Source organism: Mesorhizobium sp. M0276, from assembly GCF_040321755.1.
Lineage (GTDB): Bacteria > Pseudomonadota > Alphaproteobacteria > Rhizobiales > Rhizobiaceae > Mesorhizobium.
Genome location: NZ_JAMYSC010000047.1, coordinates 16,413 through 40,022, shown reverse-complemented (window position 1 = coordinate 40,022; position 23,610 = coordinate 16,413). Strand labels below are relative to the sequence as shown.

Genomic DNA, 23,610 nt, shown 5'->3' with positions numbered 1-23,610 from the left:
ACCCGTCTGCCCAGTTCCGAGAAGGCGGGCAAGGTTCAGTGCTTTCTTGAAAGCTGCTTCGTCGCGCCTTCGAGCCCGGCCAGTGTCATCGGAAACATGCGGCCGCCGAAAATGTCGCGGATCATCGCGATCGAATGGGTGTAACCCCAGTTCTTTTCGGCCTCAGGGTTGACCCACACCGCGTTCGGCCATTGCTGCAGCAGGCGGCCTAGCCAGACGCTGCCTGCCTCCGGATTCCAGTGTTCGACCGAACCGCCAGGATGAGCGATCTCGTAGGGGCTCATCGATGCGTCGCCGACGACGATCACCTTGTAGTCCGGCCCGTATTTGTGGAGGAGATCGAAGGTCGGAATCACCTCGGCATGCCTGCGGCGATTGTCCCTCCACACGCCCTCATAGAGGCAGTTGTGGAAATAGAAATATTCGAGCTGGCGGAATTCGGCGCGGGCGGCCGAGAACAGCTCCTCGACGCTTTTGATGTGATCGTCCATCGAGCCGCCGACATCGAAGAACATCAGGAGCCTCACGGCGTTGCGGCGTTCCGGCCGCGTCCGCACGTCGAGGTAGCCATGCTCGGCGGTGGCGTGGATAGTTCCGGGCAGGTCGAACTCCTCCTCGGCACCCTCGCGCACCCAGCGGCGCAGACGCTTCAGCGCGATCTTGATGTTGCGGGTGCCGAGCTCGACGGCATCGTCGAAATTCCTGAACTCGCGCTTGTCCCACACCTTCACCGCGCGGCGGTTGCGGCTTTCACGCTGACCGATACGCACGCCTTCGGGGTTGTAGCCATAGGCGCCGAAGGGCGAGGTGCCGCCGGTGCCGATCCATTTCGAGCCACCCTGGTGGCGGCCGTTCTGCTCCTCCAGCCGCTGCTTCAAGGTCTCCATCAGCTTTTCGAAGCCGCCGAGCGCCTCGACAAGCTTTTTCTCTTCCTCGGTCAGGTGCTTTTCGGCGAGGCGGTGCAACCAGTCCTCGGGAATGTTCGCAACATCGACCGCATCCGGTCCGCCGAGCGCCTCGATCCCCTTGAAGACATGCGAAAACACCTGGTCGAAGCGGTCGATATGGCGCTCGTCCTTCACCAATGCGGTGCGGGCGAGGTAATAAAAACCTTCGACATCATAGTCGACCAGCCCGGCTTCCAGCCCCTCCAGCAGCGACAGATATTCCCGCAGCGAAACGGGAACGCGGGCTGCCTTCAGTTCGAGGAAGAACGGGATGAACATGGTCGGTTATCTGTGGCCTTCGATCTTCTCTCGTGCGGCGCTTGCAATGAATGCGGAACGCGTCAGGCCACGCCGGCCTGCTTCTTCGTCGATCGCCGCCAGAAGACCGGCGTCGAGCGACAGATTGGCTCGGACGGGCCGGCCCGAGTCGATCAGCACCGGGATCATCACGGCGGATTCGCCGGCGGCAGTATCGAGTTCGTCTTGCAGGAGCAATTGCGCCACCGTACGCGAGACCGGTAACTGCAGATGTTTCGTCGCACGTGCTTCGACCCATTCGCGCACGGCGGAAGTCGCATCGGCAATGGCTTCTTCGGGGCTTGCGCCGCCGCCATGGCAGCCGGGAAGATCAGGGACGCGCACCCCCCAGATGTTCCCTGCCCCATCGAGAATTCCAACATAATGCGTCATGCGGTCTGTCCTCAAATCCATGCAGCCAGCCGGGCGATCGACCGGGCGACACCAGGAGATTGTTCACGATGCCTAGGCACGATGATCATCACCTCTGGCCGTTCCGGATGCTCATATTTGTCGTGCTTGCCGCCGCCGACACTTACCCAGCCATCGCGCAAAAGCCTGATGATAATTTTGCGCGTATTGGTCTCGATCAACGGGCATTACACACCCAGATCATGCGCAATATATTGCGCAATGGCGGCCATTTCAAGCTCCCACTTCTTCACAATAGATCGTACTCGATAAAGCCGGTCCGGCGCGCCACATGGTCGTAGAGCTTGCGCGCGGTGGTGTTGGTTTCGTGTGTCATCCAGTAGACGTTCTTGACGCCGATTTTCGCAGCTTCCTGTTTCACCGCCTCGATCAGCGCCGCGCCAATGCCCTTGCCGCGCACATCCGGGTCGGCGAACAGGTCCTGCAGATAGCAATTGTTTTTTTCCGACCAGCCGGAGCGATGGTAGAGATAGTGGGTGAGGCCGACGACCTTGCTGTCGAGGGTCGCAATGAAACCCTTGGGTTCGAACTCACCCGGCGTGAACAGTCGTTGCCAAGTGACGGCATAGACCTCTTCGGGAAGCTTCGTCTCGTAGAAGGTCAGGTAGTCGGTCCACAGCCGCCGCCAGTCGGCGTGGTCGGACTGCGCGAGCGGGCGGACGATGATCTCAGACATTGCATTTCCTCCGAAGGTTCTGGCCGAAACTGCCTTCCAGTTCGGCCGGCAGCAACGGTCCACAGAAGGGAAAGCGCTACTGCTGCCTTCTGGCCATGAAGGCCAGCCGCTCGAACAGGTGCACGTCCTGCTCGTTCTTCAAGAGGGCGCCATGCAGTTTGGGCAGGGCATTCTTCGGGTCGGCGCGCAAATCTTCCGGCGCAATGTCGTCGGCGACCAGCAGCCTTATCCAGTCGAGCGCTTCGGAGGTCGACGGCTTCTTCTTCAGTCCCGGCACCTCGCGGATCTCGTAGAACTGGGTCAGCGCCGCCCGCACCAGGTTCTGCTTGATGCCGGGATAGTGGACATCGACAATTCTGTGCAGCGTGTCGACGTCGGGAAAGCGGATATAGTGAAAGAAGCAGCGACGCAGGAAGGCGTCCGGTAGCTCCTTCTCATTGTTGGAGGTGATGATGACGATCGGCCTGACCGCGGCACGGATCGTTTCGCCGGTCTCGTAGACGAAGAACTCCATCCGATCGAGTTCCTGCAGCAGGTCGTTGGGGAATTCGATGTCGGCCTTGTCGATCTCGTCGATCAAAAGCACGACCTTTTTGCCGGCCGCGAACGCCTCCCAAAGTTTGCCGCGTTTGATGTAATTCTTGATGTCGTTGAACCTGATATCGCCGAGCTGGCTATCGCGCAGCCGCGAGACGGCGTCGTACTCGTAAAGGCCCTGCTGCGCTCTGGTGGTCGACTTGACGTGCCATTCGATCAGGTCGAGGCCGAGTGCCGCCGCCACCTGGCGCGCCAACTCCGTCTTGCCGGTGCCAGGCTCGCCCTTGACCAGCAAGGGCCGCTCCAGCGCGATCGCCGCGTTGACGGCCACCATCAGATCCTTGTCGGCGACATAGGCCGCCGTGCCTTCGAAACGCATTCTAGCTCCTTGGTTACCACGACAACCGTAGGGAGACGGACTTGCCAGTGCAAGGGATGGCGGCATGGAGCTGAACAGGAGCAACGGATTTGCAGAGAATAAAGTCGCCGGCCACGCTGTCTCTCTGGCGCTTGCCCGATGAGCCGCCTATATTGCGGGTGACGGTCTGTGCTTCCCGGCAGGAGAACATTTTCCCCGGGGCCTTAACGATCCTTAGGGAGCTGTCCCTGGGAAGACCCGTGGGTTTTCTCACACGGCGCCCACCTACTTTGTAGGTTCCCGGGATCGCTCTCTCCACCGGTTGTGTGGACCGTCGCTTCTCCAAGGCGTCTCCACGCATTCGGTGAATGATACGGTGGAAACGCCGCTCTTCTCCATTCAAATCTGGCCTTCTCCAGCGTTGGCGCATGACATTGTCTAGAGACCTGAAAAAGCAGCTTCGCCGCGAGGCACTCGGGCGCCGCGACGCGCTCGATGAATTCTGGCGGGTGGAGATCGCGCTGGAAATGGCCGAGACGGCGCGCGATCACCTCCACATCGAAGCGGGCCAGATCGTTTCCGGCTTCTGGCCGATGCGCTCGGAGGTCGACGTCAGGCCGCTGATGTTTGCGTTGCGCGAGAAGGGCGCACGGCTCTGTCTGCCGGCCATTCTCGACAAGACCACGATCGTCTTTCGCGAGCTGGTGCGCGGCGCGCCGATGGTCGAGATGGGTTTCGGCACGGTCGGTCCGCATGAGGAGGCCGAGGTGCTCGATCCCTCGGTGATGCTGGTGCCGCTCGCCGCCTTCGATGCGCGCGGCCATCGCATCGGCTACGGCGCCGGCTATTACGACCGCGCCATCGCCAGGCTGATCGACAAGGGACAGCCGCCGCGACTGATCGGCATCGCCTTCGATTGCCAGGAGGTGGCGCAGGTGCCGGATGAGGACCATGACGTCATCATCGCGGAAATACTCACCGAGAGCGGGTTGCGCCGCTTCGTGCCAAAATTGTAGATAAATGGACGCATGATCTTTCACTGGCGTCATGCAGCTTTTGCTTCGCTGACCTTCGGTGCGGGATCATATGAGACTTCTCTTCCTCGGTGACATGGTTGGAAAAACGGGACGCACCGCGGTGTGGGAACAACTGCCCGGGCTGATCTCCGACTTCAAACTCGATTTCGTAATCGTCAACGGCGAGAATGCCGCCGGCGGCTTCGGCATCACCGAAGACATCTTTCGCGAGACGATCGCAGCCGGCGCCGATGTCGTCACCACGGGCAACCATGTCTGGGACCAGCGCGACGCGCTGGCCTTCGCGCCGCGCGAAGAGCGCTTCCTGCGCCCCTCCAACTTTCCCAAGGGCACGCCCGGACGCGGCTCCGGCGTCTACATCGCCAGGAGCGGCGCGCGCGTGCTGGTCGCCAACATCATGGGCCGGGTGTTCATGCATCCCGAGCTCGACGACCCGTTCCAGGCCGGCGAACGCGAGCTTGCCGCCTGTCCGCTCGGCGAGCAGGCGGATGCGGTGGTCATCGACTTCCACGCCGAGGCGACCTCGGAAAAGATGTGTTTCGCGCATTTCGTCGATGGCCGCGCCAGCCTCGTCATAGGCACCCACACACACCAGCCGACCGGCGATCACCAGATCCTCAATGGCGGCACCGGCTACATGTCCGACGCCGGCATGTGCGGCGACTATGATTCCTCGCTCGGCATGGACAAGGAGGAACCACTCAACCGGTTCCTGTCGAAAGTGCCGAAAGGGCGCTTCGAGGCTGCGACGGGACCGGCGACATTGTGCGGCGTCGGGGTCGACATTTCCGACCGCACCGGGCTGACGGAGAAGATCGCGCCGTTTCGTCGCGGCCCGCGGCTGGAGGAAACCGCCCCGTCCTTCTGGTCGTGACATTGATATAGCCGCGCATAGTACCTAACTGCCGGCGACACTGCTCTAGATCGTTAATAGAGGGGACGACCTCCATGCAGCTCATCGAATTCCTGGCACCGCATTTTCAATTCGTGTCCGATCCAACGGCCTGGGTCGCGCTGCTGACGCTGGTCGTGCTGGAGATCGTTCTCGGCATCGACAATCTGATCTTCATCTCGATCCTGACCAACAAGCTGCCGGTAGCCCAAAGGGCCCGCGCACGCCGCCTCGGCATCTCGGCGGCGCTGGTCATGCGGCTGGTGCTGCTGGCCACCATTTCGATCATCGTTCAGTTGACGACGCCGGTCTTCACCGCCCTCGGCCACGGCTTTTCCTGGCGCGACCTGATCCTCATCGCCGGTGGCCTGTTCCTGGTCTGGAAGGCGACCAAGGAAATCCATCACACGGTCGATCCCGACGACCACAAGGACACGATGCTGGGCGAGACGCTGCAGATCAGCCTTGCCGGTGCGATCTTCCAGATCCTGCTGCTCGACCTCGTCTTCTCCATCGATTCGATCATCACCGCCGTCGGCATGACCGACGAGATCGCCATCATGTACATCGCGGTGATCGTCGCGGTCAGCGTGATGATGCTGGCGGCCGGACCGCTGGCGGACTTCATCGCCAGGAACCCGAGCATCGTCATGCTGGCGCTGGGCTTCCTTTTGATGATCGGCATGACGCTGATCGCCGACGGCATGGGTTATCATGTGCCGAAGGGCTATATTTACGCGGCGATGGGCTTTTCGGCGCTCGTCGAGGGGCTCAACATGCTGGCGCGACGGCGCAAGAAGGCGAAGGCGGGTGGTGGGCACTGAGGGGCGGCGGATACCAAACCGAGATCAATCGCGTGCTCCGTCACCATGTGATTGAACAGGAAAAACGGCGATCTTGAGCCGGTTCAGTTCGTCGGCACACCCTTCGGGTGACGGTCGCCGATCAGGCCGAGCGTCAGGCCGTGCTCCAGCCACGCCTTGGCGCCGGCCAGCACGAGGGTGAAGCCGCCGGTTGAACCGATGGCCTCCTTCACCTGCTCGTCGCCGTTGCCGGCGAAACCGAAATTGCGAACCTCCACAAAGGTCGCATCGCCGGGCATTTCGGTGAAGGTCCAGACCACCGTGGTCGGCGGATCGCTCCACTGCATGACGATCTTGTCGTTCGCGACGATCTCGCTGACATCGACTGTCGTCGAGACGCCGTACATGCGCCACTCCCAACGAACCTGCTTTCCGCTGTCGAGACGGCCGCTGCCGTGGGTGAACCAGAATTTCGTGGTGATGGCCGGATCGACGATGGCCTCGAACACTTGGGCGACAGGCCGCCGGATCAGCATGCCGGCTTCGGCGGTCGGTGTCTCGCGGATTTCCATGGGATTGTCCTTTCCGGGCTTGGCGCTCACCAGGCGTCTGGTTCGCGCAGCATGTGAACGATGCTGGCTGGATTGCTGATCCAGCCGCCGCGGAAGCCCTCGCCCAGAGGCTCGATAGCATCGCAACGCACAATTCCGGCCTTGGCGAAATGATCCGCAGCGGCGGGAAAATCATCGGTGAACAGCTCCAGCCACACCTCGGCCTGGCTCAACATCGGCGCTTCATCGATCCACAAGCGGTTGGGACCGAGCTCGAAGCCGATTGCCGGCGCCTTATCGGTGAACGGCTTCAGGCCGACGACGTCGCGGTAGAAGGCGACCGTCGCCTCATATTGGTGCGGCGGCACCTTCATGGCGATGTTGATGCCGCCGGTGATCTTCGCGGTCATTGCGGGCTCCGTCGTCACGTTCAAATGTTGGTCTCGTTGGCGGGTTCGCCCTTCATCTCGCTGCGGTAGTAGCCGTCGCGCAAATTGATGCCGTATTCGACATAGGCCTTCATGCAGGCCAGCATCTGCGACCAGCCCTCGCAGTTGAGGTAGGATTTCTTCAGGCCGACCGCGCCTTCCCGCCAGCCGCTCTCGGCGATGGTGACGAAGGTGCCGCCATCGTCGAGCGGCTCGAAATTCATCTCGACGCGGGTCTTGTAGGCCGGCTTGCCGTCGGGATCGGTGGCATCCCAGCGCAGCACGATGCGGCTGTCCTTGACCACCTCGTCGACCTCGACTGGCACCTTGCCCCACCAGACGACACTGGCACCCGCTTGCAGCGGCGCGCTGGCGCCGCCGATCGTGGTGAAATAGCCGCTGAGCTTCGTTGGATTGACGACTGCGTCGAAGACGTCGGCGACCGGTCTGCCGATGCGTCCTGAAACACTGAATCCAAGTGACATATCCACAACTCCTTCCCTTGATTGGCCGAAGGATATGTTATAGAAATATAACATGTCAAGCCGATCGCAAGACGACCATGTTTTCAAGGCGCTGGCGCATCCGCGCCGGCGCGAAATCCTGGATCAGCTGAAGGATGCGCCAAGGACCACCGGCATGCTGTGCGATGCGTTTCCCGATATCGATCGCTGCACCGTGATGCTACACCTCAAGGTGCTGGAGGAGGCCGACCTCATCGTCGCGCGGCGCGACGGACGCGAGCGCTGGAACCATCTCAACGCGCTGCCGATCAAGCAGATCCATGACCGCTGGATCAGCCAGTATGCCGGCCATGCGCTCAGCATCATCGACCGGTTGAAGTCGGATCTGGAGGCGTGAGCGATGGCGGCGATCCATGTCGTGCGTCCCATGCGCCGTGTGGCTGGACGAATTGAGCCGATTTATCTATAAGCCGGCCATTCCGACAGAGAACGCCGTGCTTCCACGAGTTGCACCTGGGACGCTCTGAAATTTTGAATTCGAGCATTGCGCAAGTCGAGGTGAGATCACCTGCTTCGGATGCTCTAGCCGAGAACACGACAGGGGTGCCATGGCTGGCCATTCACAGTTCAAGAACATCATGCACCGCAAGGGCCGCCAGGATGCAGTGCGGTCGAAAATGTTTTCCAAGCTGGCGCGCGAAATCACCGTCGCCGCCAAGAGCGGTACGCCCGACCCATCGATGAACCCGCGCTTGCGCCTGGCGATCCAGAACGCCAAGGCGGTGTCGATGCCGAAGGACAACATCCAGCGCGCCGTCAACAAGGCCTCGATGGGCGACGCCGAGAATTACGAAGCCGTGCGTTATGAAGGCTATGGTCCAGGTGGCGTCGCCGTCATCGTCGAGGCCCTGACCGACAACCGCAACCGTTCGGCCTCGAACGTGCGCGCTGCCTTCACCAAGGCCGGCGGGGCGATGGGTGAAACCGGCTCGGTGTCGTTCATGTGGGACCGCGCCGGCGAGATCTACTATCCGGCATCGGCCGGCAGCGCCGACAAGATCATGGATGCGGCGATCGAAGCCGGCGCCGACGATGTCGAGTCCGATGAGGAAGGCCACACCATCTACTGCGCCTTCGAAAATCTTGGCGAGGTATCGAAGGCTCTGGAAGGTGCGCTCGGCGAGGCCGAATCGGTGAAGCCGATCTGGCGGCCGCAAAACAATGTTCCGGTCGACGAGGAGCGGGCCCAGTCGCTGATGAAGCTGGTCGCCACGCTCGAGGACGACGATGACGTGCAAAGCGTCTATGCCAACTTCGAGGTCGACGACGAGACGATGGCCAAGCTCAGCGCGGCATGAGCGAAAAAGCGCCTCCCACTATCCGCATCACCTATTGCACGCAGTGCCAATGGCTGCTGCGTGCCGGCTGGATGGCGCAGGAGCTACTGTCGACCTTCGGCACCGATCTCGGCGAGGTGACGCTGGTGCCTGGCACCGGCGGCATCTTCACCATTTCCTGCAATGACACTCTGGTCTGGGACCGCAAGCGCGATGGCGGCTTTCCGGACGCGGCCAAACTCAAGCAGCTTGTGCGCGACGTCATCGATCCGGATCGCGATCTCGGCCATTCGGATCGAAAAACAAAGGCCTGAAGAGCGCCGGCAGCACCGTCACTTACGTCGCAACGCTCCGAAAGCCGCGCCTATGGCGATGCCCATAGCGATGCCGATTGGCAGATCATCCAGAGCGGCGCCGATCGCCGAGCCGACACCAACTCCGATGGCCGTGCCGAAGGCCATGTTTGAGTACTGATCCTTCAAGATCCGTCTCCAAAAAACGTGCCGAACTTTTCAGGCGCGGAGCCTCACTGTCGGCCATCGATGGCTCCGCCCATTGCGGTCAACGCGCGGCGAACCAGAAGGATGCCAGCGCGGCTATGCCGCTGACGGTGCGGACATGGTTCCACATCACCCATTCATTGAGGTAGCGCGACCACAGACTTGCGCCGCTGGCGCTTGCCGGATCGACGGTGGCGAGCGCATCGTTGAGCGGGACGTTGAAGACCATCGTCACCACCACGGTGCCGATGAGATAGACCAGACTACCGGCAATCAGCCAGAGCGAACCCGACTGGCTCCAGTCCATTACCGCGCCGATGGCGACAAGGACGCAGAAAAGCGCCGTGCCGAACAGGGCGGTCATGAACAGCGGGGTCACAGCGGTCACATTGATCGAATTCATCGCCGCGATGCCGCCAGCGGCCGGCATGCGGGCGAGGCCCGGCATGATGAAGCTGGAAAAGGCGAAGAAGACGCCGCCGACGATTCCTGAGCCGATTGCGGCGATAAGGATGAGGATGGGCAGAACTTTCGCGATCATGTCAGTTGCTCCAGATGCCGGTTGCGGTTTTCTTCTGCTTAAAAATATGAGTACTCCTCACATTTGCAAAACGTGATAAACCCTCGTATTTTACGAGTCAAGCGATTTTGGCGGTATGAGAGTTAGTCATGGAAGATGCGGCCTCGCCGGATTCCCCTCAGGAGCAGATCGCTTCGCCGCGCCGGGCGCCAAGCCAGCAGCGCAGCCGCGAACGGGTCGAGCGGATGCTGGCCGCCGCCTCGGCGCTGATAGCCGAGCAAGGCAGCGACGCCATGCGCATGGGTGAGGTGGCGGAGCGGGCAGGGGTATCGATCGGCTCGCTCTACCAGTTCTTTCCCGACAAGCGGGCGATCATCTGGGCATTGGCCGAGCGCTACACCGCCGAAAGCCAAGCCTGCATCTCGGCCGCACTAGCCGGAGTCAGTGACGCCAAAGGGCTGAGCCAAGCGTTTTCGGAACTCGTCGATATCTACTACCGGCTGTTCCTGGCGGAGCCGGTGATGCGCGACATCTGGTCGGGCACGCAGGCCGACAAGGCGCTGCGCCAGCTCGAGCTCGCCGACAGCCGGGCCAATGCGGAGTTTCTGACCACGGTGCTGAAACGGCTGCGACCGGCGGCCGATCCGGTGGCGCTGGAAACGACGGCGTTGCTGGTCTGGCAGATGGGTGAAGCCGCCATGCGGCTGGCGATCTCGGTCGAGCGGCAGGAGGGCGACAGGCTGGTCGCCGCCTACAAGCGGATGGCACTCAGGGAGTTGCTGGCTGAATAGCAGGCGGAAAAGCACAAGGATGAATGCTGCAACAAAAAACCCGCCACAAGGGCGGGTTTTCCGATCCGAGAAAAGATTATCGCCCTTAGAGGCCGAAACCTTCGAAACGCTTCTTGAACTTCGACAGGCGGCCGCCGCGGTCGAGCAGGGTCTGCTGGCCGCCGGTCCAGGCCGGGTGGGTGGTCGGGTCGATATCGAGGTTCATCGTATCGCCTTCCTTGCCCCAGGTCGAACGGGTCATGTATTCGGTGCCGTCGGTCATGACGACCTTGATGGTGTGGTAATCGGGATGAATGTCGGTCTTCATGGTTCGGTTCCTGGCTTGCCGGCGCTGCTGACGGGCATAAGCCTGCGTCGATGCGCCCCTTTTTAAAACTCGAAGCCGCAGCTATTGAGGAGCCACGGCTTCTAAAACGGTCGGCGAGCCTATACATCAGCCGGAATTGAATCACAAGGCCGCGGCAAGCGCATATTGAAGCGCATGCCTCAAAGGGCGGCTAGAGGAAACACTGGGATGGCGCACATCAGCAGCGCAGACGAGCGCCGGCGCTCGCTCAAGCCGCTCGGGCGCCTGTTTCCGTATATCGCGCACTATCGCACGCTGGTCATCGGCGCCCTCATCTCGCTGGTCATCGCCGCGACGACGACACTGGCGCTGCCGCTCGCGGTACGGCGCATGATCGATCATGGGTTCTCGTCGGCCAACACCATCTTCATCGCCGAATATTTCGCTGCGCTGGTGGCGATGGCCGCGCTGCTGGCGGCGGCCTCGGCCGGCCGCTACTACTTCGTCATCACGCTCGGCGAACGCGTCGTCGCCGACATCCGCCGCGATGTCTTTGCTCATGTGACGGCGCTGTCGCCTTCCTTTTTCGACACCGCCCAGTCGGGCGAGATCGTGTCGCGGCTCGCCGCCGACACGACGCAGGTCAAGTCCGCGGTTGGTGCGACGGCCTCCGTTGCGCTGCGCAACGTCATCCTTGGCCTCGGTGCTGTGGGGATGATGGTGATCACCAGCCCGAAACTGTCCGGCCTCGTGATTGCCGCTATTCCCGTCATCGTGCTGCCGCTGGTCGCTTTCGGCCGCTCGGTGCGGCGCAAGTCACGGCAGGCGCAGGACACGCTGGCCGATGCGACAGCCTATGCCAGCGAACAGATCGGCGCGGTGCGCACGCTGCAGGCCTTCACCAACGAGAAGCTGGTCACCGGCCATTTCTCGGCTGCGGTGGAAGCCGCTTTCGAGGCGGCGCGCGCCTCGATCTTCGCGCGCTCCTTCCTCACTTTCTTTGCCATTTTCACCATCTTCTCGTCCGTCGTGGCGGTGCTGTGGTTCGGCTCGCGCGACGTGCTCGAAGGCTCGATATCGCCGGGCACGCTCGGCCAGTTCCTGCTCTATTCGGTGTTTGCCGCCGGCGCGCTGGGTGCGCTGTCGGAGGTGTGGGGCGAGCTTGCGCAAGCTGCGGGTGCTGCCGAACGGCTGACCGAGATCCTGGCCGAGAAACCGGCGATCCATGCTCCGGCAGATCCGAAGCCACTGCCCGCGGTCGCTAAGGGCGAGATAGTCTTCGACAACGTCTCCTTCTCCTACCCGGCGCGGCCCGACCGCGCCGCCGTGCACGGCTTGAGCTTTCAGGTCATGCCCGGCGAAACGGTAGCGATTGTTGGGCCGTCAGGGGCTGGCAAGAGCACGGTGTTTTCGCTGATCCTGCGCTTCTACGATCCCGAAACAGGCAAGATCCTGATCGATGGCGTCGACGTGCGTGAGGCCGATCCCGTTTCGGTCCGCCAGCGCATCGCCATCGTGCCGCAGGACGTCACCATCTTCGCGGCCACCGCGAGCGACAATATCGGCTTCGGCCGGCCGGGCGCCAGCAAGGCCGAGATCGAGACGGCGGCGAAGGACGCACTCGCCGACGAATTCATCCTCAGGCTGGAAAAAGGCTATGACAGCCAGGTCGGCGAACGCGGCGTGACGCTTTCCGGCGGCCAGCGCCAGCGGGTGGCGATCGCCCGCGCCATTCTGCGCGACGCGCCGATCCTGCTGCTCGACGAAGCCACCTCCGCGCTCGATGCCGAAAGTGAGACGCTGGTGCAGATCGCGCTGGAACGCCTGATGCAGGGCCGCACCACGATCGTCATCGCCCACCGGCTGGCAACGGTGCTGAAGGCCGACAGGATCCTGGTCATGGATGGCGGCTCGATCGTCGAGGAAGGCACGCATCAGAGCCTGGTCGCCAAGGGCGGCATCTATGCGCGGCTGGCCAAGCTGCAATTCGAAACAGGCGCCAGCGCCTTCAAGGGGGCGGCGGAGTAGTTCAAGCTGTCTGCACTCCTGAAGTGCCGGCCGCCCTACGCCGTTCCATAGCGCTGCTTCAGATGGTTCACGAGATAGGTGGCGTTGAGCTTTTCGCCGGTTGCGCGCTCGAGCAGATCCGGCGTCGACCAGCGTGATCCCTGCGACCAGATTTTTTGGCGGCGCCAGTCGTTGATCGCCTCGAAATTGCCTTTGGCAAGATCCTCGTCGGCTGAAGGATGTTCCCGCGTCAGCGCCGCCCATTGCTGCGCAGCCATCATCGCGCCCAGCGTGTAGGAGGGGAAGTAGCCGAAGGCCGCACCCGGCCAATGCACGTCCTGCATCGGCCCGTCGGCGGGGTTGTCAATGGTGGAAAGGCCGAGATAGTCGCGCATCTTGGCGTCCCAGGCTTCGGGCAGGTCGGCCACCTCCAGTCGGCCCGAGACGAGCTCCTGTTCCAATTCGTAGCGCAGGATGACATGCAAGGGATAGGTCACCTCGTCGGCATCGACACGGATCAGGCCGCGCTCGACGCGATGCACATGCGGCAGGATATCGTCGAGCGACCAGGCTTCGCCGAGATGCTTTTCGACCACCGGCAGCGCCCAGCGCCAGAAGGCCGGGTTGCGGCCGAGCTGCTTTTCGACGAACAGGCTCTGGCTTTCATGCACGGCCATGCCGCGCGCCTTGCCGAGCGGCCAGTGCGACCATGTCTTCGGCAGGTTCTGTTCGTAGAGCGCATGGCCGGTTTCGTGCAGCACACCCATCAGCGCCGACAGGAAATCGGAGGTCTTGTAGCGGGTGGTTATGCGGACATCGCTCGGTACGCCGCCGCAGAAAGGATGGTGCGACACCGATAGCGACCCGTGTGTCAGGTCGAAGCCGACCGCCGCCATCATGGCAAGGCCAAGCTCGCGCTGCCGGTCGATCGCGTAGGTGCCCGAAAGCGGCTTCAACGGGCGCTTGCGCAGCCGCGCGTCCTGGATCGCCAGCGCCTCCGGTACAAAGCTCTTCAGGAAAGCCTTCAGGTCGGTGAACACCGGCGTGATATCGGCGGTGCGGTTGCCAGGATCGTACTGTTCCATCAGCGCGTCATAGGGGGCAAGGCCGAGCACGTCGGCACGCAGCGCCGCCTCCTCGCGCACCAGCGCCACCACGCCCTCCAGCGCCGGCTGGAAGGCCGCCCAGTCGTTCTTGGCGCGCAGGTCGCGCCACAGCTGCTCACAGCGCATGCGAGCCGTCGTCTGGCGTTCGACGAATTCGACCGGCAGGCAGGTCAGGTTGGTGTACTGCCGCCGCAGTTCCGCGACGGCGGCCCGTTGCTCTTCACCAAGCGCCTCGCCTTCTGCGACAGCGATCCAGTCCGCTATCTCCGGCGCCGTTGCCCTGGTGTGATACATGCCGGCCAGTGCCGACATCGCCTCGGCACGCTTCTCGCCGCCGCCGACGGCCATGTGAGTGGCTTCGTCGGCGCCGAGGATGGCCAGCGCATGCTCGAGCGCTTCGAGCTTATGGCCGAGATCATCGAGTTTCTGAAAGGACATGGCGGCTTCCGTGATTGAGGACGGCGCGAAAAGACACCAACGCAAAAGCCTTGGCAACCCTCAGGCACTGTGCCGGGAATGCATCTTGCGCTGATGCGGTCATGCGTGAAATGCTGCAGCCACAGTTGAGGGGAACAGCATGATCGGCGACATCCTGGTTGGGCTGGTGGCCTTGATCCATGCCTACATCGTCTATCTCGAGATGGTGCTTTGGGACACGCCGCGCGGGCACCAGGCTTTCGGTTTGACACCCGAATTCGCCGGTGCCTCGAAAGTACTCGCCGCCAACCAGGGGCTCTACAACGGTTTCCTCGCCGCCGGCCTCATCTGGGGGCTTTACCTCGGTGCTGCCGGTTTCCAGGTCAAGGTTTTCTTCCTGTTGTGCGTCGCCATTGCCGGCCTCTATGGTGCGGCGACGGTCGGCCGCAAAATCCTGTTCATCCAGACCGTGCCGGCGATTGCCTCCCTGATCGCGGTCTGGCTGGGCTGGTAAAAGGACGCCCGCGGAATTGAGTCCCGAGGGCGTCGGGCGGCCCTTCCTCTTGGACCGTCAGGGGCTACGGCTTCAGCCGTTCGGGTAGTTGCCGCCGTCGGCGCCGTCGCCCATCAGGAAGCCACTGCCGGTATTGAGCCTCAGCCGTTGGTCGACATTGTCGAGGCGGCGTAGCAGGTCATGGTATTGCGCGGCCGGTATCCTGCCATGATCCGACGCCGCGATTTTCTCAGCTGCCTGGGTAATGTGCGCGGTGCGCATTTCCAGCCGCTGCGCCACGGCCAGGGTGATGTTGTTGGCCCGCTTGGCGTCGACTATGCCTTGGCGAACGCCCTGGACCTGTTGGATGACACTGTCGATCCGGGGCCCCGTGAAATCGGTCGGGTCGGTTGCGTCGAGAGCACCCTTGTGATGGCCGGCGGCATAGGCGCCGGCAAGCGGAACGGCGATGAGAAACGCCGCGAGTGTTGCAGTTCTAAGCGGTGTCCTGGGAGTGAAAGAGCGCATCACGCGTCTCCTCTTGTAGAGGAAGGCGGCGGTTGTTCCGCCTGCCTTCTGGCCTTTGGGCCGTCCGGTTCCGTCGTGTCGCGATGCGGGAGACTCATCGCCGGCGGTTCTCAGCCCGGGCGGGAAGCTAGGACCGCCCTGCGACAATGTGTAATTAAAAAAAGATAATCTTTTCAGGTCTTGCCGGCGTCAGTCCACGCCCTAGAGTTGAGCCGACGAACAAATTCGCGTGAGCTCGCGTGATGAGAGATCAACGTTCGGTGAGCTTCAGTTCAATACGGCGGTTCTTGTTCCGCGCCTCTTCTGTGTCGGCGGCATCGAGCGGCTGAAACTCACCGAAGCCGGCGGCGACGAGCCGGTTGGCCGGCACGCCGTTCTCGATCAGAAATTTCACCACCGAGGTCGAACGCGCCGTCGACAACTCCCAATTGTCGCGATAGCGGCCGGTGCCGGAGAGCGGCTTGTTATCGGTATGGCCGTCGACGCGCAGCACCCAGTTGATTTCGGGCGGGATTTCCTTCTGCAACTCGATGATGGCGTCGGCGAGTTTCTTCATCTCGACCTTGCCGGCATCGTTGATCACCTCGGAGCCGGTCGGGAACAGCACTTCCGACTGGAAGACGAAGCGGTCGCCGACGATGCGGATATTCTCGCGGTCGGCGAGGATTTCGCGCAAGCGGCCGAAGAAGTCGGAGCGGTAGCGGTTCAGTTCCTGCACGCGCTGCGCCAACGCGACGTTCAGGCGGCGGCCGAGATCGGCGATCTTGGTGTTGGAATCGCGGTCGCGGGTTTCGGAGACGTTGAGCGCATCCTCGAGCGCGCCGATCTGCTTGCGCAAGGCCGCGATCTGCTGGTTGAGGATCTCGACCTGGCTCAGCGCCTGCTGACTGATCTGGCGCTGGTTATCGAGTTCGCCGCCCAGTGCCGCGGCGCGTTGGTTGGCGGCGTCACCGGCGCCCGCGCCTTGCGCCAGCAATTGTTCGAGCCGGCTCTTTTCCGCTTCGGCCGCCGACAGCGATGCCTGCAGATTGGCCAGCGAGTCATCCTTGTCCTGCGTTGATGAGCGCTCCAACGCCAGAAGCTGGGTCAATTCGTTGATTTGCGAGTTGAGGCGCGTGAGTGCCGTATCCTTGCCGGAAATTTCGCGACCGAGCAGGAACTGCGCCAGAACGAAGACGGTGAGCAGGAACATGATGGCCAGCAACAGCGTCGACAGCGCGTCGACGAAGCCCGGCCAATAGTCGATGCGGCGATCGGTGCGCCGGCCCCTGGCGAGTGCCACGTCAATGCACCCCAGGCTTCTTCAGGGCATCGGCGATCTTTTCCAGCGTGTTGCGCATCGCCTTCTGTTCGTCGGACTGGGCCTCGACCCAGTCGCGCATGATCTGCTGTTCCGAACGCATGTTCTTGACCAGGCCGGAAATGCCGTCGGCGAGATTGGCCATGGCGGTGGCGACGCGCGGATTGGAGCCGCCGCCATTCTCCTGCATGCTGCGCAATCTTTCCGACAGGACCCGGATCTCGTCCGAGGATTCGGCCTTGGCCGGGTCGGAGACGACGATGTCGGACGACAGGTCGGTAACCGAGGACAGCCAGTTTTCCAGCTCGGTGTAGAAGCGCGTTTGGGCGCGGCCGGCCTGCAGGTCGAGGAAACCGAGCACCAGCGAGCCGGACAGGCCGAAGAGCGAGGACGAGAAGGCCGTGCCCATACCGGCCAGCGGCGCGGAAAGCCCTTGCTTGAGCGAATCGAGCACAGCCGCGGCGTCACCGGTGCCCGGATCGAGCGATTCAATCGTCTCGCGGATCGAGCCGATGGTGTTCAACAGGCCCCAGAAGGTGCCGAGCAGGCCGAGGAATACCAGCAGGCCGACGAGGTAGCGCGAGGTGTCGCGGCTTTCGTCGAGGCGCGTGGCGATGGAGTCGAGCATGGTGCGCATCGAGCTGGTCGAGAAAGCCGTGGCCGAGGAGCGGCCGATCATCGCCTTCATCGGCGCCAGCAGCACCGGTTCGGTGGTCTCCGAGCCGGCTCGGAAGGAGTTGACCCAACGAACTTCGCGAAACAGCCGTCCGACTTGGGCGAAGGCCAAGAGGATGCCGACCACCAGCACGCCCACGATCAGCCCGTTGAGGCCGGGATTGCTGCTGAAGGCGGTCGAGATCTGCCGGGTCAGGATGGCGGCGATGAAGGCGACGATGGCCAGGAAGATCACCATGGTCAGCAAAAAGACCTGCGGGCTTGAGAGTTTGTGCGGGTCGTAGATTAGGACATCAGAGCGCCTGCCCATGCCGAAGGATTTGAGAAAAGCCATCCGTGCCCCGTTTCCGATGCCGCCGCGATCACGTAAAGCGCGACTCTAAACGGAATTGTGACCAAATTGAATGGCGCTTGGCAAGATTGCCGCGTCGACGTCTGTGTCAGAGCCGATTGATGACCAGACAGTCGACCATGGCGGCCAGATGCAGGCCGGCGCCGGTGACGACGAAACCATGCCACAGCGCATTGTGGAAGCGCAGCCCCTTCCAGGCAAAGAAGACGACACCGCAGGAGTAGACGATGCCGCCGGCGACGATGAGGGCGATCGACATCGTCGGCAGCGTCTGGACAAGCGGCTTGACCAGGATGATGCCGCTCCAGCCGATGGCGAGATAGAAGCCGACGGCCAGCCGGTCGAAACGGCCGGGAAAAAACACCTTGATGGCAATGCCCAGCACCGCCGCGGTCCAGACCAGGACAATCATCCAGCTCGCCAATGGCGAGCCTTCGAGTTGGGCCAGGAAAGGCGTGTAGGTCGCCGCGATCAGCAGATAGATCGCGGCGTGATCGAAACGCCGCAAGACCCATTTCGCCGGCGACGACACTGGCCACAGATTGTAGGTCATCGACACCGACAGCACGGTGAGCAGCGAGACCACATAGAAGGCGGCGGCAATGTATTCGCCCGGCCCGACACGAAAGGCCGACAGCGCCAGCAAAGCCGAACCGACTGATATCGCCAGCACGATGCCGACCGCGTGGACGATGCCGTCAGCGATCATCTCGGCGCGCGAATAGTGCCAGCGTCCAACGAATGGGATGTCGGGGGTGGGATCGATGTCGTTCACTGCCGGTTTCCTGCGCCGAGCACTCCAATTTGGACGCTCGCAGGGCAGTATTTCAAGTCTTGTTTGCGATTTTACGACTGCGGCGCTTCAGCACGGCATGCCTTGGCCTAGTATCAACGAGGGGAGAGCGGCTTCTTCACGGCCTTCAGCAGGGCTCGCTGGATGACCTCGTTGCCGGCGACAACCGAGCCGTTGTCGAGCATGTCCTGGCCGCCATCCATGTCGGAGACGAAGCCGCCCGCCTCGCGGATCAAAAGCAGCCCGGCGGCGATGTCCCAGGCGGACAGGCCTGTCTCCCAGAACCCGTCCATGCGGCCGGCGGCGACATAGGCAAGGTCGAGCGAGGCGGATCCCATGCGGCGGACGCCGGAGACTTCGGCCATGACATTGCGCAGCTCGACGAGGAAATTGCCGTGATGGCCACGGCCGAGATGCGGCATGCCGCAGCCGATCACCGTGTCGACCAGTTTGATGCGTCCGGCGACGCGCAAGCGGCGGTCGTTCATGAAAGCGCCGCCGCCGCGTTCGCAGGTGTAGAGCTCGTCCATCGCCGGATTGTAGATGACGCCGGCAACGATCTGTCCCTGGCGTTCCAACGCGATCGAAACGGCAAAGAGCGGGATGCCGTGCAGGAAATTGGTGGTGCCGTCGAGCGGGTCGACGATCCAGCGATGCTGGCTGTCGTCACCCTCGACCGCGCCACGCTCTTCCATCAGGAAGGCATAGCCCGGCCTTGCCTTGGACAGTTCGGCAAAGACGATGTCCTCGGCCTTACGGTCGGCCTGACTGACATAGTCGCCGGGGCCTTTCATCGAGACCTGCAGGTTCTGCACCTCGCCGAAGTCGCGCGATAGCGAGCGGCCGGCCTTCATTGCGGCCTGGACCATGACGTTGAGGAGGGCTGAGCGTGCCATAGTGGTTCTTCCTGGTGCTTCGCTTTAGACACTGTCTTGATGCATGTCGGTGACCCAAAACCGGGGCCACCTGCGCGACATGCATCAGTCGGCGCGGCGCACGTAAGTGATTTCGTTGGTGTCGACGATGATGCGCTCGCCGGCGCCGATGAATGGCGGCACCAGCACGCGGATACCGTTATCCAGGATCGCGGGCTTGTAGGATGAGGCCGCCGTCTGACCCTTCACCACCGGGTCCGCCTCGGTGATGGTCAGCGTCACATAGTCGGGCAGCGAAATGCCGATCGGCCGCTCTTCGTAGAGCTGGACCGTCACCATCATGCCGTCCTGCAGGAAGGCGGCGCGATCGCCGACGAAGTCCTTGTTCAGTTCGAGCTGCTCGTAACTTTGGGTGTCCATGAACACCAGCGCGTCTTCCTGCGCGTAGAGGAAGGAAAAGTCCTTCAGGTCGAGCCGGATCTGCTCGACCGTCTCGGCCGAGCGGAAGCGCTCATTGAGCTTGGTGCCGTTGATGAGGTTCTTCAGTTCGACCTGGTTGTAGGCGCCGCCCTTGCCGGGCTTGACCGTGTTGGTCCTGACCGCCACCCAAAGGCCGCCATCATGCTCGATGACATAGCCGGGACGGATTTCGTTGCCATTGATCTTGGCCATAATGAGGTGATCCGGGATGCTACCAACGGCCAGGCCGTGGTATGGGATGGTCGCTGCGAAAGCGATTTCGGGCTCCCAAGACCACAAAATGCCAGAAGAGGCAAGGGAGCGCCAAGTCGGGGTCGGGTTGGAGAGGCCGCTACGGCAGGCGGTTCGCCTTCTGCAGGGCCTGCTTGGTCTCGCCGTCGCTCAGCCCCTGCAGGAAATCGTCCATCTGCGGATCGATGAGGCCGGCGCGGCGGGCGACGATGTACCAGGCGCCGGCAAGGACGAGATCCGGATCGGTGCCGATGCCTTGCATATAGAGCTTGGCCAGGCGATTCTGAGCGGCGACATTGCCGCCTTCCGCCGCCTGCTTCGTCCAGCCGAAGGCGGATTTCAGGTCGCGCGCACCGCCGCGGCCTTCGATCATCCAGGCGGCGAGGTCGATCTGCGCGGTGTCGTAGTTCTGTTGTGCCGCCTGCGCCAGCAGGCGCCTTGCCTGCACATCGTCACGCGGCCTGCCGCCGACGCCATTGGCGTAGATCTGCGACATCGCATACTGCGCGTCGGCAAGGCCCGTAGCGGCGGCGCGCTCATAGTAGGAGACCGCCTTCGCCATGCCGGCGTCGCCGGGGTCCTGCTGGACCAGCATCTGCGCGAAATTGAACTGCGCCAGCCGGTTGCCGGCTTCCGCGGCGGCCTGCATCAACGCATAGGCCTCCTTTTCGTCCTTCTTGACGTAGCGGCCGTCGAGCAGCATCAGGGCGTACTGGAACTGCGCTTCGGGTACACCCTGCTCGGCGGCCAACGCGTACCATTTCGCCGCCTCCCCCGAATTGAGCGGCACACCAAGCCCGCGCGACAGGATCTCGGCGACCAGGGTCTGCGCCGCCGGATCGCCGTTTTGCGCCCGGACCAGTGCCAGATTGTAGGCCGTCTTGTAGAGCCCGCGCTGGAAGGCGCCATAGGCCGCATCGGCGGGTTTTGCGCCGAAGCGGTCGGGGTTGACAGCGTCGGCGGAGGGCAGCGGCGTCGGTTCGGCCGTGGTGGCCGGCTGCGGCAGCGGCTGTTCGATCGGCTTGTTCGCGTGTGCGCCGACATCGGGTTTGGGCTGCGGCAGCAGGATGGTCTCGGCGGCCGCTGCCTGAACCATCAGCGCCGCAAGCAGAGCCTGGAGGGGGAGCCTCGCCCAGGGCACGTCAGTCCTCGAAGCGCGGCGCGGTTTCGTCGAGCAGCGCGTTGGCACTGGCGACGGCTGTCTTGGGATCGGTGCCGTCCGCGAATACGGCGCTCGACAGCGCCACGAACTCGGCACCTGTGGCGCCCACCGCTTCGACCGAGGCAATGTCGGATCCGGCCATGACGATGCACGGGATCTGGATCATATCCGCCCACCATTTGCCAAGTGACAGGTTGCGCGGGTGCGGCTCTGGCTTGTTGTCGTAACCGAAGCGGCCGAAGAAGATGTAATCGGGCCGTGTTTCGCCAAGCTCAAGCGCGTCGTCACGCGTCTTGGCGCCGCCGGTGCCGACCATCATCTTTGCCTGGAAATGCTCGATCGTCTCGGCGAGTTCGGCCTTGGAGACCTCGACATGGATACCGTCGGCCTGGACGCGGCCGGCTATACGGGTGTCGCCGGCAATGATCACCGCCGCACCGGCGGCTTGCGCCGCGGGCACGACCTGTTCGGCGAAAGCCTGGAAGGAGGCCTCGTCCATGCCGTTCTCGGGCAGGATCAGCGACGCGACGTCGCCGCCTTCGAATGCCGCGGCGATACGGGCGGCCGGCACGCCGGGCGGCGCGATCAGCACGATGCGACAGCGGTTGGGGGGCGTTGCGTCATTCATGGTTCTTCGGATCCCGCGTTTCGCCTATGCCGGGCGAAGATGGTTGGATTGCGGCATAGAGCAAAGTGCCCGCTTTGAACAGGCGGGCAGCCGGGATAGCGATGTGGGCCCGCCGGACGCCGAAATCCTGGTCAAGGATGCGCGGACCTCGCTGAAGGAGTTGGCCGCCCAGTTCGGAGTGTCGTCGCCTCAAGCGGCCAATGTTCCTGCTGGTTTCGGCCCGTCGATAGGCAGCGCCTGCCATTGGCAGCGTGCACGAGCCATGCCGATATTTGCTGTCGCTCAGCTCGGGATTCTGGGTTATTCAAGCACCGACACGCTTTCCCTCCAGACCAGTTCCCTCCCATGTCAGGCCTGCTTTTCGATCCGTGGTTCTATGCGGCTGCCATTCCGGCGGTCATTCTGGTCGGCCTGTCCAAGGGCGGGTTTGGCGGCGCCGTCGGTTTCGTTGGCGTGCCGCTGATGGCGCTGACCATGCCGCCGGTGCAGGCGGCCGCTATCCTGCTGCCGATCCTGTGTCTGATGGACATAGTGTCGGTGTGGACATGGTGGGGTGTCTTTGACCGGAAGATGCTGGTCGACATGATGCCGGGAGCCGTCATCGGCATCGGCCTCGGCTGGCTGACGGCGGCATTGGTCACCGAAGGGGCAGTGCGGCTGATCGTCGGTGCCGTCGCCATCATCTTCGTCCTGCGCTGGCTCTATCTGCAGTTTCGCCATGGCGCCGGTCACGCGGCCGCCCCCAACCGCGTGGCTGCGGCCGTCTGGGGTACGGTCGCCGGCTTCACCAGCTTCGTTGCCCATGTCGGCGGCCCGCCCTTCCAGGTCTATGCCTTGCCGATCCGCCTCGATCCCAAGGTCCTGTCGGGCACGGCGGCGATCTTCTTTGCCGCCACCAATGCGCTGAAGCTGGTGCCCTATTTCGCGCTCGGCCAGTTCGACACCGCCAATTTGACGGCGTCGGCGGTACTGATGCCGCTGGCGCCGCTGTCGACCATCGCCGGGGCATGGCTGGTGCGGCGGATGCGCCCAGAGATCTTCTATCCCTTCACCTACGCAACCGTCGCGGTCGTGGCGCTGAAGCTGCTGTGGGACGGCATTGTTGGCCTGATGTAAATAGGTGAGGCGGCTGCCGTCCTCGCTATCTGGGATCAGGCGGCGCTGGGTACGAGGCGACGGTTGCCGCCGAAGGCCAGTGCCGCGCCAACCAGGATGACCAGCACCATGCCGGCGAGGATGCCGATGTCACGCGCAGTCGGCTTGAGTACCATGTCGGCAATGATCACCAGCATCACCGCATAGTCGAAGCGTGCCGCGCGCATCATGCGGTCACCTATGGCAAGGACAGCCGGTGTTACGCCCTCCTTGGCGATCATCTCGCCGATGCGCTCGCCGGTCGGCTTGAAGATGAGCATGCCGATCGAAAAGGTCGTGGCGTAGCCGGCAAGGCCGATCAGTATCCACAGGTCGGAGAAGCCGACCCAGAAGCTGCACATGATGAGCCCGAAGATCAGCGTCAGCATCGACATCGGCGCAAAGAACCTGCCGCCCAACTGACCGCTGGCGCGCATCGCCTGCAGCTTGTCCTCGATGTTGCCCGCCCGCTCGGCAAGCGCTCCGAGAAGGAACAGCACGAAGCCACCACCAACCCACAGAACGGCCGAGATGACGTGAAGGAATTTGACGATCGAATACCAGTCCATGATG

31 protein-coding genes and 1 other RNA gene are annotated in these 23,610 nt (G+C 62.9%); 11 read left to right on the top strand and 21 right to left on the bottom strand.

Features of this window, described 5'->3' with window-relative positions:
• Positions 1-35: 35 nt before the first annotated feature.
• From NKJ01_RS28270 to NKJ01_RS28250, 5 genes are all read right to left on the bottom strand, one after another.
• A complete protein-coding gene (locus NKJ01_RS28270; protein ID WP_352733055.1) occupies positions 36-1,226 on the bottom strand; it encodes a vWA domain-containing protein in 1,191 nt (396 codons plus the stop codon).
• Between the two features lie 6 nt (positions 1,227-1,232).
• Positions 1,233-1,637, bottom strand: coding sequence for a type II toxin-antitoxin system HicB family antitoxin (locus NKJ01_RS28265; RefSeq protein WP_352605540.1), 405 nt, complete (start codon positions 1,635-1,637; stop codon positions 1,233-1,235).
• A gap of 11 nt (positions 1,638-1,648) precedes the next feature.
• Positions 1,649-1,837 (bottom strand): type II toxin-antitoxin system HicA family toxin, encoded by a 189-nt coding sequence (locus NKJ01_RS28260; protein ID WP_352733053.1) that lies wholly within the window; start codon positions 1,835-1,837, stop codon positions 1,649-1,651.
• A 68-nt stretch (positions 1,838-1,905) separates the two neighbouring features.
• Positions 1,906-2,352, bottom strand: coding sequence for a GNAT family N-acetyltransferase (locus NKJ01_RS28255; protein ID WP_352605544.1), 447 nt, complete (start codon positions 2,350-2,352; stop codon positions 1,906-1,908).
• Between the two features lie 76 nt (positions 2,353-2,428).
• A complete protein-coding gene (locus NKJ01_RS28250) occupies positions 2,429-3,268 on the bottom strand; it encodes an AAA family ATPase (protein WP_352605546.1) in 840 nt (279 codons plus the stop codon).
• A 160-nt stretch (positions 3,269-3,428) separates the two neighbouring features.
• Here NKJ01_RS28250 and ssrS point away from each other — a divergent pair.
• The 4 genes from ssrS to NKJ01_RS28230 all read left to right on the top strand — a co-directional run bounded on the left by ssrS (position 3,429) and on the right by NKJ01_RS28230 (position 6,000).
• A non-coding RNA gene (gene ssrS / locus NKJ01_RS28245) (6S RNA) lies at positions 3,429-3,584 on the top strand.
• Between the two features lie 91 nt (positions 3,585-3,675).
• Positions 3,676-4,263 (top strand): 5-formyltetrahydrofolate cyclo-ligase, encoded by a 588-nt coding sequence (locus NKJ01_RS28240; protein ID WP_023758613.1) that lies wholly within the window; start codon positions 3,676-3,678, stop codon positions 4,261-4,263.
• A 70-nt stretch (positions 4,264-4,333) separates the two neighbouring features.
• Positions 4,334-5,158, top strand: coding sequence for a TIGR00282 family metallophosphoesterase (locus NKJ01_RS28235; RefSeq protein WP_023758614.1), 825 nt, complete (start codon positions 4,334-4,336; stop codon positions 5,156-5,158).
• Between the two features lie 74 nt (positions 5,159-5,232).
• Positions 5,233-6,000, top strand: a complete 768-nt coding sequence (locus NKJ01_RS28230; protein ID WP_352605550.1) for a TerC family protein — start codon at positions 5,233-5,235, stop codon at positions 5,998-6,000.
• Between the two features lie 83 nt (positions 6,001-6,083).
• Here NKJ01_RS28230 and NKJ01_RS28225 read toward each other — a convergent pair whose 3' ends face one another.
• From NKJ01_RS28225 to NKJ01_RS28215, 3 genes are read right to left on the bottom strand one after another with little or no spacing between them, the layout of a single operon-like run.
• Entirely contained in the window at positions 6,084-6,551 is a 468-nt protein-coding gene (locus tag NKJ01_RS28225; RefSeq protein ID WP_352733048.1) for an SRPBCC family protein, read from the bottom strand.
• Positions 6,552-6,577: 26 nt separating this feature from the next.
• Positions 6,578-6,940: a VOC family protein gene (locus NKJ01_RS28220; protein WP_352733045.1), complete on the bottom strand. Its 363-nt coding sequence runs from the start codon at positions 6,938-6,940 to the stop codon at positions 6,578-6,580.
• A gap of 20 nt (positions 6,941-6,960) precedes the next feature.
• Positions 6,961-7,443, bottom strand: a complete 483-nt coding sequence (locus NKJ01_RS28215; RefSeq protein ID WP_352733042.1) for an SRPBCC domain-containing protein — start codon at positions 7,441-7,443, stop codon at positions 6,961-6,963.
• A gap of 52 nt (positions 7,444-7,495) precedes the next feature.
• Here NKJ01_RS28215 and NKJ01_RS28210 point away from each other — a divergent pair, with 52 nt between their 5' ends.
• The 3 genes from NKJ01_RS28210 (at position 7,496) to NKJ01_RS28200 (ending at position 9,073) form a co-directional block, all read left to right on the top strand.
• Positions 7,496-7,819: an ArsR/SmtB family transcription factor gene (locus tag NKJ01_RS28210; protein WP_352733039.1), complete on the top strand. Its 324-nt coding sequence runs from the start codon at positions 7,496-7,498 to the stop codon at positions 7,817-7,819.
• Between the two features lie 211 nt (positions 7,820-8,030).
• Positions 8,031-8,780 carry a YebC/PmpR family DNA-binding transcriptional regulator gene (locus NKJ01_RS28205; protein WP_023758620.1) on the top strand — a complete coding sequence of 250 codons (750 nt, stop codon included), beginning with the start codon at positions 8,031-8,033 and terminating at the stop codon, positions 8,778-8,780.
• On the top strand, positions 8,777-9,073 hold the full coding sequence (locus tag NKJ01_RS28200; RefSeq protein WP_352605558.1) for an Rdx family protein: 297 nt from the start codon (positions 8,777-8,779) through the stop codon (positions 9,071-9,073). Before NKJ01_RS28205 ends, NKJ01_RS28200 begins: the two co-directional genes overlap by 4 nt.
• 18 nt (positions 9,074-9,091) lie before the next feature.
• On the opposite strand, the gene NKJ01_RS28195 is transcribed toward NKJ01_RS28200, so the two are convergent.
• Both NKJ01_RS28195 and NKJ01_RS28190 read right to left on the bottom strand, forming a co-directional pair.
• Positions 9,092-9,241, bottom strand: coding sequence for a glycine zipper domain-containing protein (locus NKJ01_RS28195; RefSeq protein ID WP_352733067.1), 150 nt, complete (start codon positions 9,239-9,241; stop codon positions 9,092-9,094).
• 79 nt (positions 9,242-9,320) lie between these two features.
• A complete protein-coding gene (locus tag NKJ01_RS28190) occupies positions 9,321-9,800 on the bottom strand; it encodes an anthrone oxygenase family protein (protein ID WP_352733034.1) in 480 nt (159 codons plus the stop codon).
• Between the two features lie 128 nt (positions 9,801-9,928).
• Between NKJ01_RS28190 and NKJ01_RS28185 the strand changes: the two genes are divergently transcribed.
• Positions 9,929-10,570, top strand: coding sequence for a TetR/AcrR family transcriptional regulator (locus NKJ01_RS28185; RefSeq protein ID WP_352733031.1), 642 nt, complete (start codon positions 9,929-9,931; stop codon positions 10,568-10,570).
• Positions 10,571-10,655: 85 nt separating this feature from the next.
• On the opposite strand, the gene rpmE is transcribed toward NKJ01_RS28185, so the two are convergent.
• Positions 10,656-10,877: a 50S ribosomal protein L31 gene (gene rpmE / locus NKJ01_RS28180; RefSeq protein WP_006327661.1), complete on the bottom strand. Its 222-nt coding sequence runs from the start codon at positions 10,875-10,877 to the stop codon at positions 10,656-10,658.
• Positions 10,878-11,084: 207 nt separating this feature from the next.
• Between rpmE and NKJ01_RS28175 the strand changes: the two genes are divergently transcribed.
• Positions 11,085-12,884 (top strand): ABC transporter transmembrane domain-containing protein, encoded by a 1,800-nt coding sequence (locus NKJ01_RS28175; RefSeq protein WP_352733028.1) that lies wholly within the window; start codon positions 11,085-11,087, stop codon positions 12,882-12,884.
• Between the two features lie 35 nt (positions 12,885-12,919).
• Here the strand turns inward: NKJ01_RS28175 and NKJ01_RS28170 are convergent, their stop codons facing one another.
• Positions 12,920-14,407: a carboxypeptidase M32 gene (locus NKJ01_RS28170; RefSeq protein ID WP_352733026.1), complete on the bottom strand. Its 1,488-nt coding sequence runs from the start codon at positions 14,405-14,407 to the stop codon at positions 12,920-12,922.
• Positions 14,408-14,546: 139 nt separating this feature from the next.
• Between NKJ01_RS28170 and NKJ01_RS28165 the strand changes: the two genes are divergently transcribed.
• Positions 14,547-14,900: a DUF1304 domain-containing protein gene (locus NKJ01_RS28165; RefSeq protein WP_023758627.1), complete on the top strand. Its 354-nt coding sequence runs from the start codon at positions 14,547-14,549 to the stop codon at positions 14,898-14,900.
• A 72-nt stretch (positions 14,901-14,972) separates the two neighbouring features.
• On the opposite strand, the gene NKJ01_RS28160 is transcribed toward NKJ01_RS28165, so the two are convergent.
• From NKJ01_RS28160 to NKJ01_RS28125, 8 genes are all read right to left on the bottom strand, one after another.
• Complete coding sequence (locus NKJ01_RS28160; RefSeq protein WP_023758628.1) at positions 14,973-15,407, bottom strand: hypothetical protein; 435 nt, start codon at positions 15,405-15,407, stop codon at positions 14,973-14,975.
• A gap of 250 nt (positions 15,408-15,657) precedes the next feature.
• Positions 15,658-16,689, bottom strand: a complete 1,032-nt coding sequence (locus tag NKJ01_RS28155) for a peptidoglycan -binding protein (protein WP_352733021.1) — start codon at positions 16,687-16,689, stop codon at positions 15,658-15,660.
• 1 nt (position 16,690) lies between these two features.
• A complete protein-coding gene (locus tag NKJ01_RS28150; RefSeq protein ID WP_023758630.1) occupies positions 16,691-17,716 on the bottom strand; it encodes a MotA/TolQ/ExbB proton channel family protein in 1,026 nt (341 codons plus the stop codon).
• Between the two features lie 106 nt (positions 17,717-17,822).
• Positions 17,823-18,509, bottom strand: coding sequence for a PAQR family membrane homeostasis protein TrhA (trhA, locus tag NKJ01_RS28145; protein ID WP_352733019.1), 687 nt, complete (start codon positions 18,507-18,509; stop codon positions 17,823-17,825).
• 113 nt (positions 18,510-18,622) lie between these two features.
• Positions 18,623-19,423 carry an inositol monophosphatase family protein gene (locus tag NKJ01_RS28140; RefSeq protein WP_352733016.1) on the bottom strand — a complete coding sequence of 267 codons (801 nt, stop codon included), beginning with the start codon at positions 19,421-19,423 and terminating at the stop codon, positions 18,623-18,625.
• Between the two features lie 84 nt (positions 19,424-19,507).
• Positions 19,508-20,074 carry an elongation factor P gene (gene efp / locus NKJ01_RS28135; RefSeq protein WP_023758633.1) on the bottom strand — a complete coding sequence of 189 codons (567 nt, stop codon included), beginning with the start codon at positions 20,072-20,074 and terminating at the stop codon, positions 19,508-19,510.
• A gap of 139 nt (positions 20,075-20,213) precedes the next feature.
• Entirely contained in the window at positions 20,214-21,209 is a 996-nt protein-coding gene (locus NKJ01_RS28130) for a tetratricopeptide repeat protein (RefSeq protein WP_502905923.1), read from the bottom strand.
• A 46-nt stretch (positions 21,210-21,255) separates the two neighbouring features.
• Positions 21,256-21,903: a thiamine phosphate synthase gene (locus NKJ01_RS28125; RefSeq protein WP_352733009.1), complete on the bottom strand. Its 648-nt coding sequence runs from the start codon at positions 21,901-21,903 to the stop codon at positions 21,256-21,258.
• 345 nt (positions 21,904-22,248) lie between these two features.
• Here NKJ01_RS28125 and NKJ01_RS28120 point away from each other — a divergent pair, with 345 nt between their 5' ends.
• Positions 22,249-23,019 (top strand): sulfite exporter TauE/SafE family protein, encoded by a 771-nt coding sequence (locus tag NKJ01_RS28120; protein ID WP_352733006.1) that lies wholly within the window; start codon positions 22,249-22,251, stop codon positions 23,017-23,019.
• A gap of 35 nt (positions 23,020-23,054) precedes the next feature.
• Here the strand turns inward: NKJ01_RS28120 and NKJ01_RS28115 are convergent, their stop codons facing one another.
• Positions 23,055-23,606: a DUF2269 family protein gene (locus tag NKJ01_RS28115; RefSeq protein WP_352733003.1), complete on the bottom strand. Its 552-nt coding sequence runs from the start codon at positions 23,604-23,606 to the stop codon at positions 23,055-23,057.
• Positions 23,607-23,610: the final 4 nt, after the last annotated feature.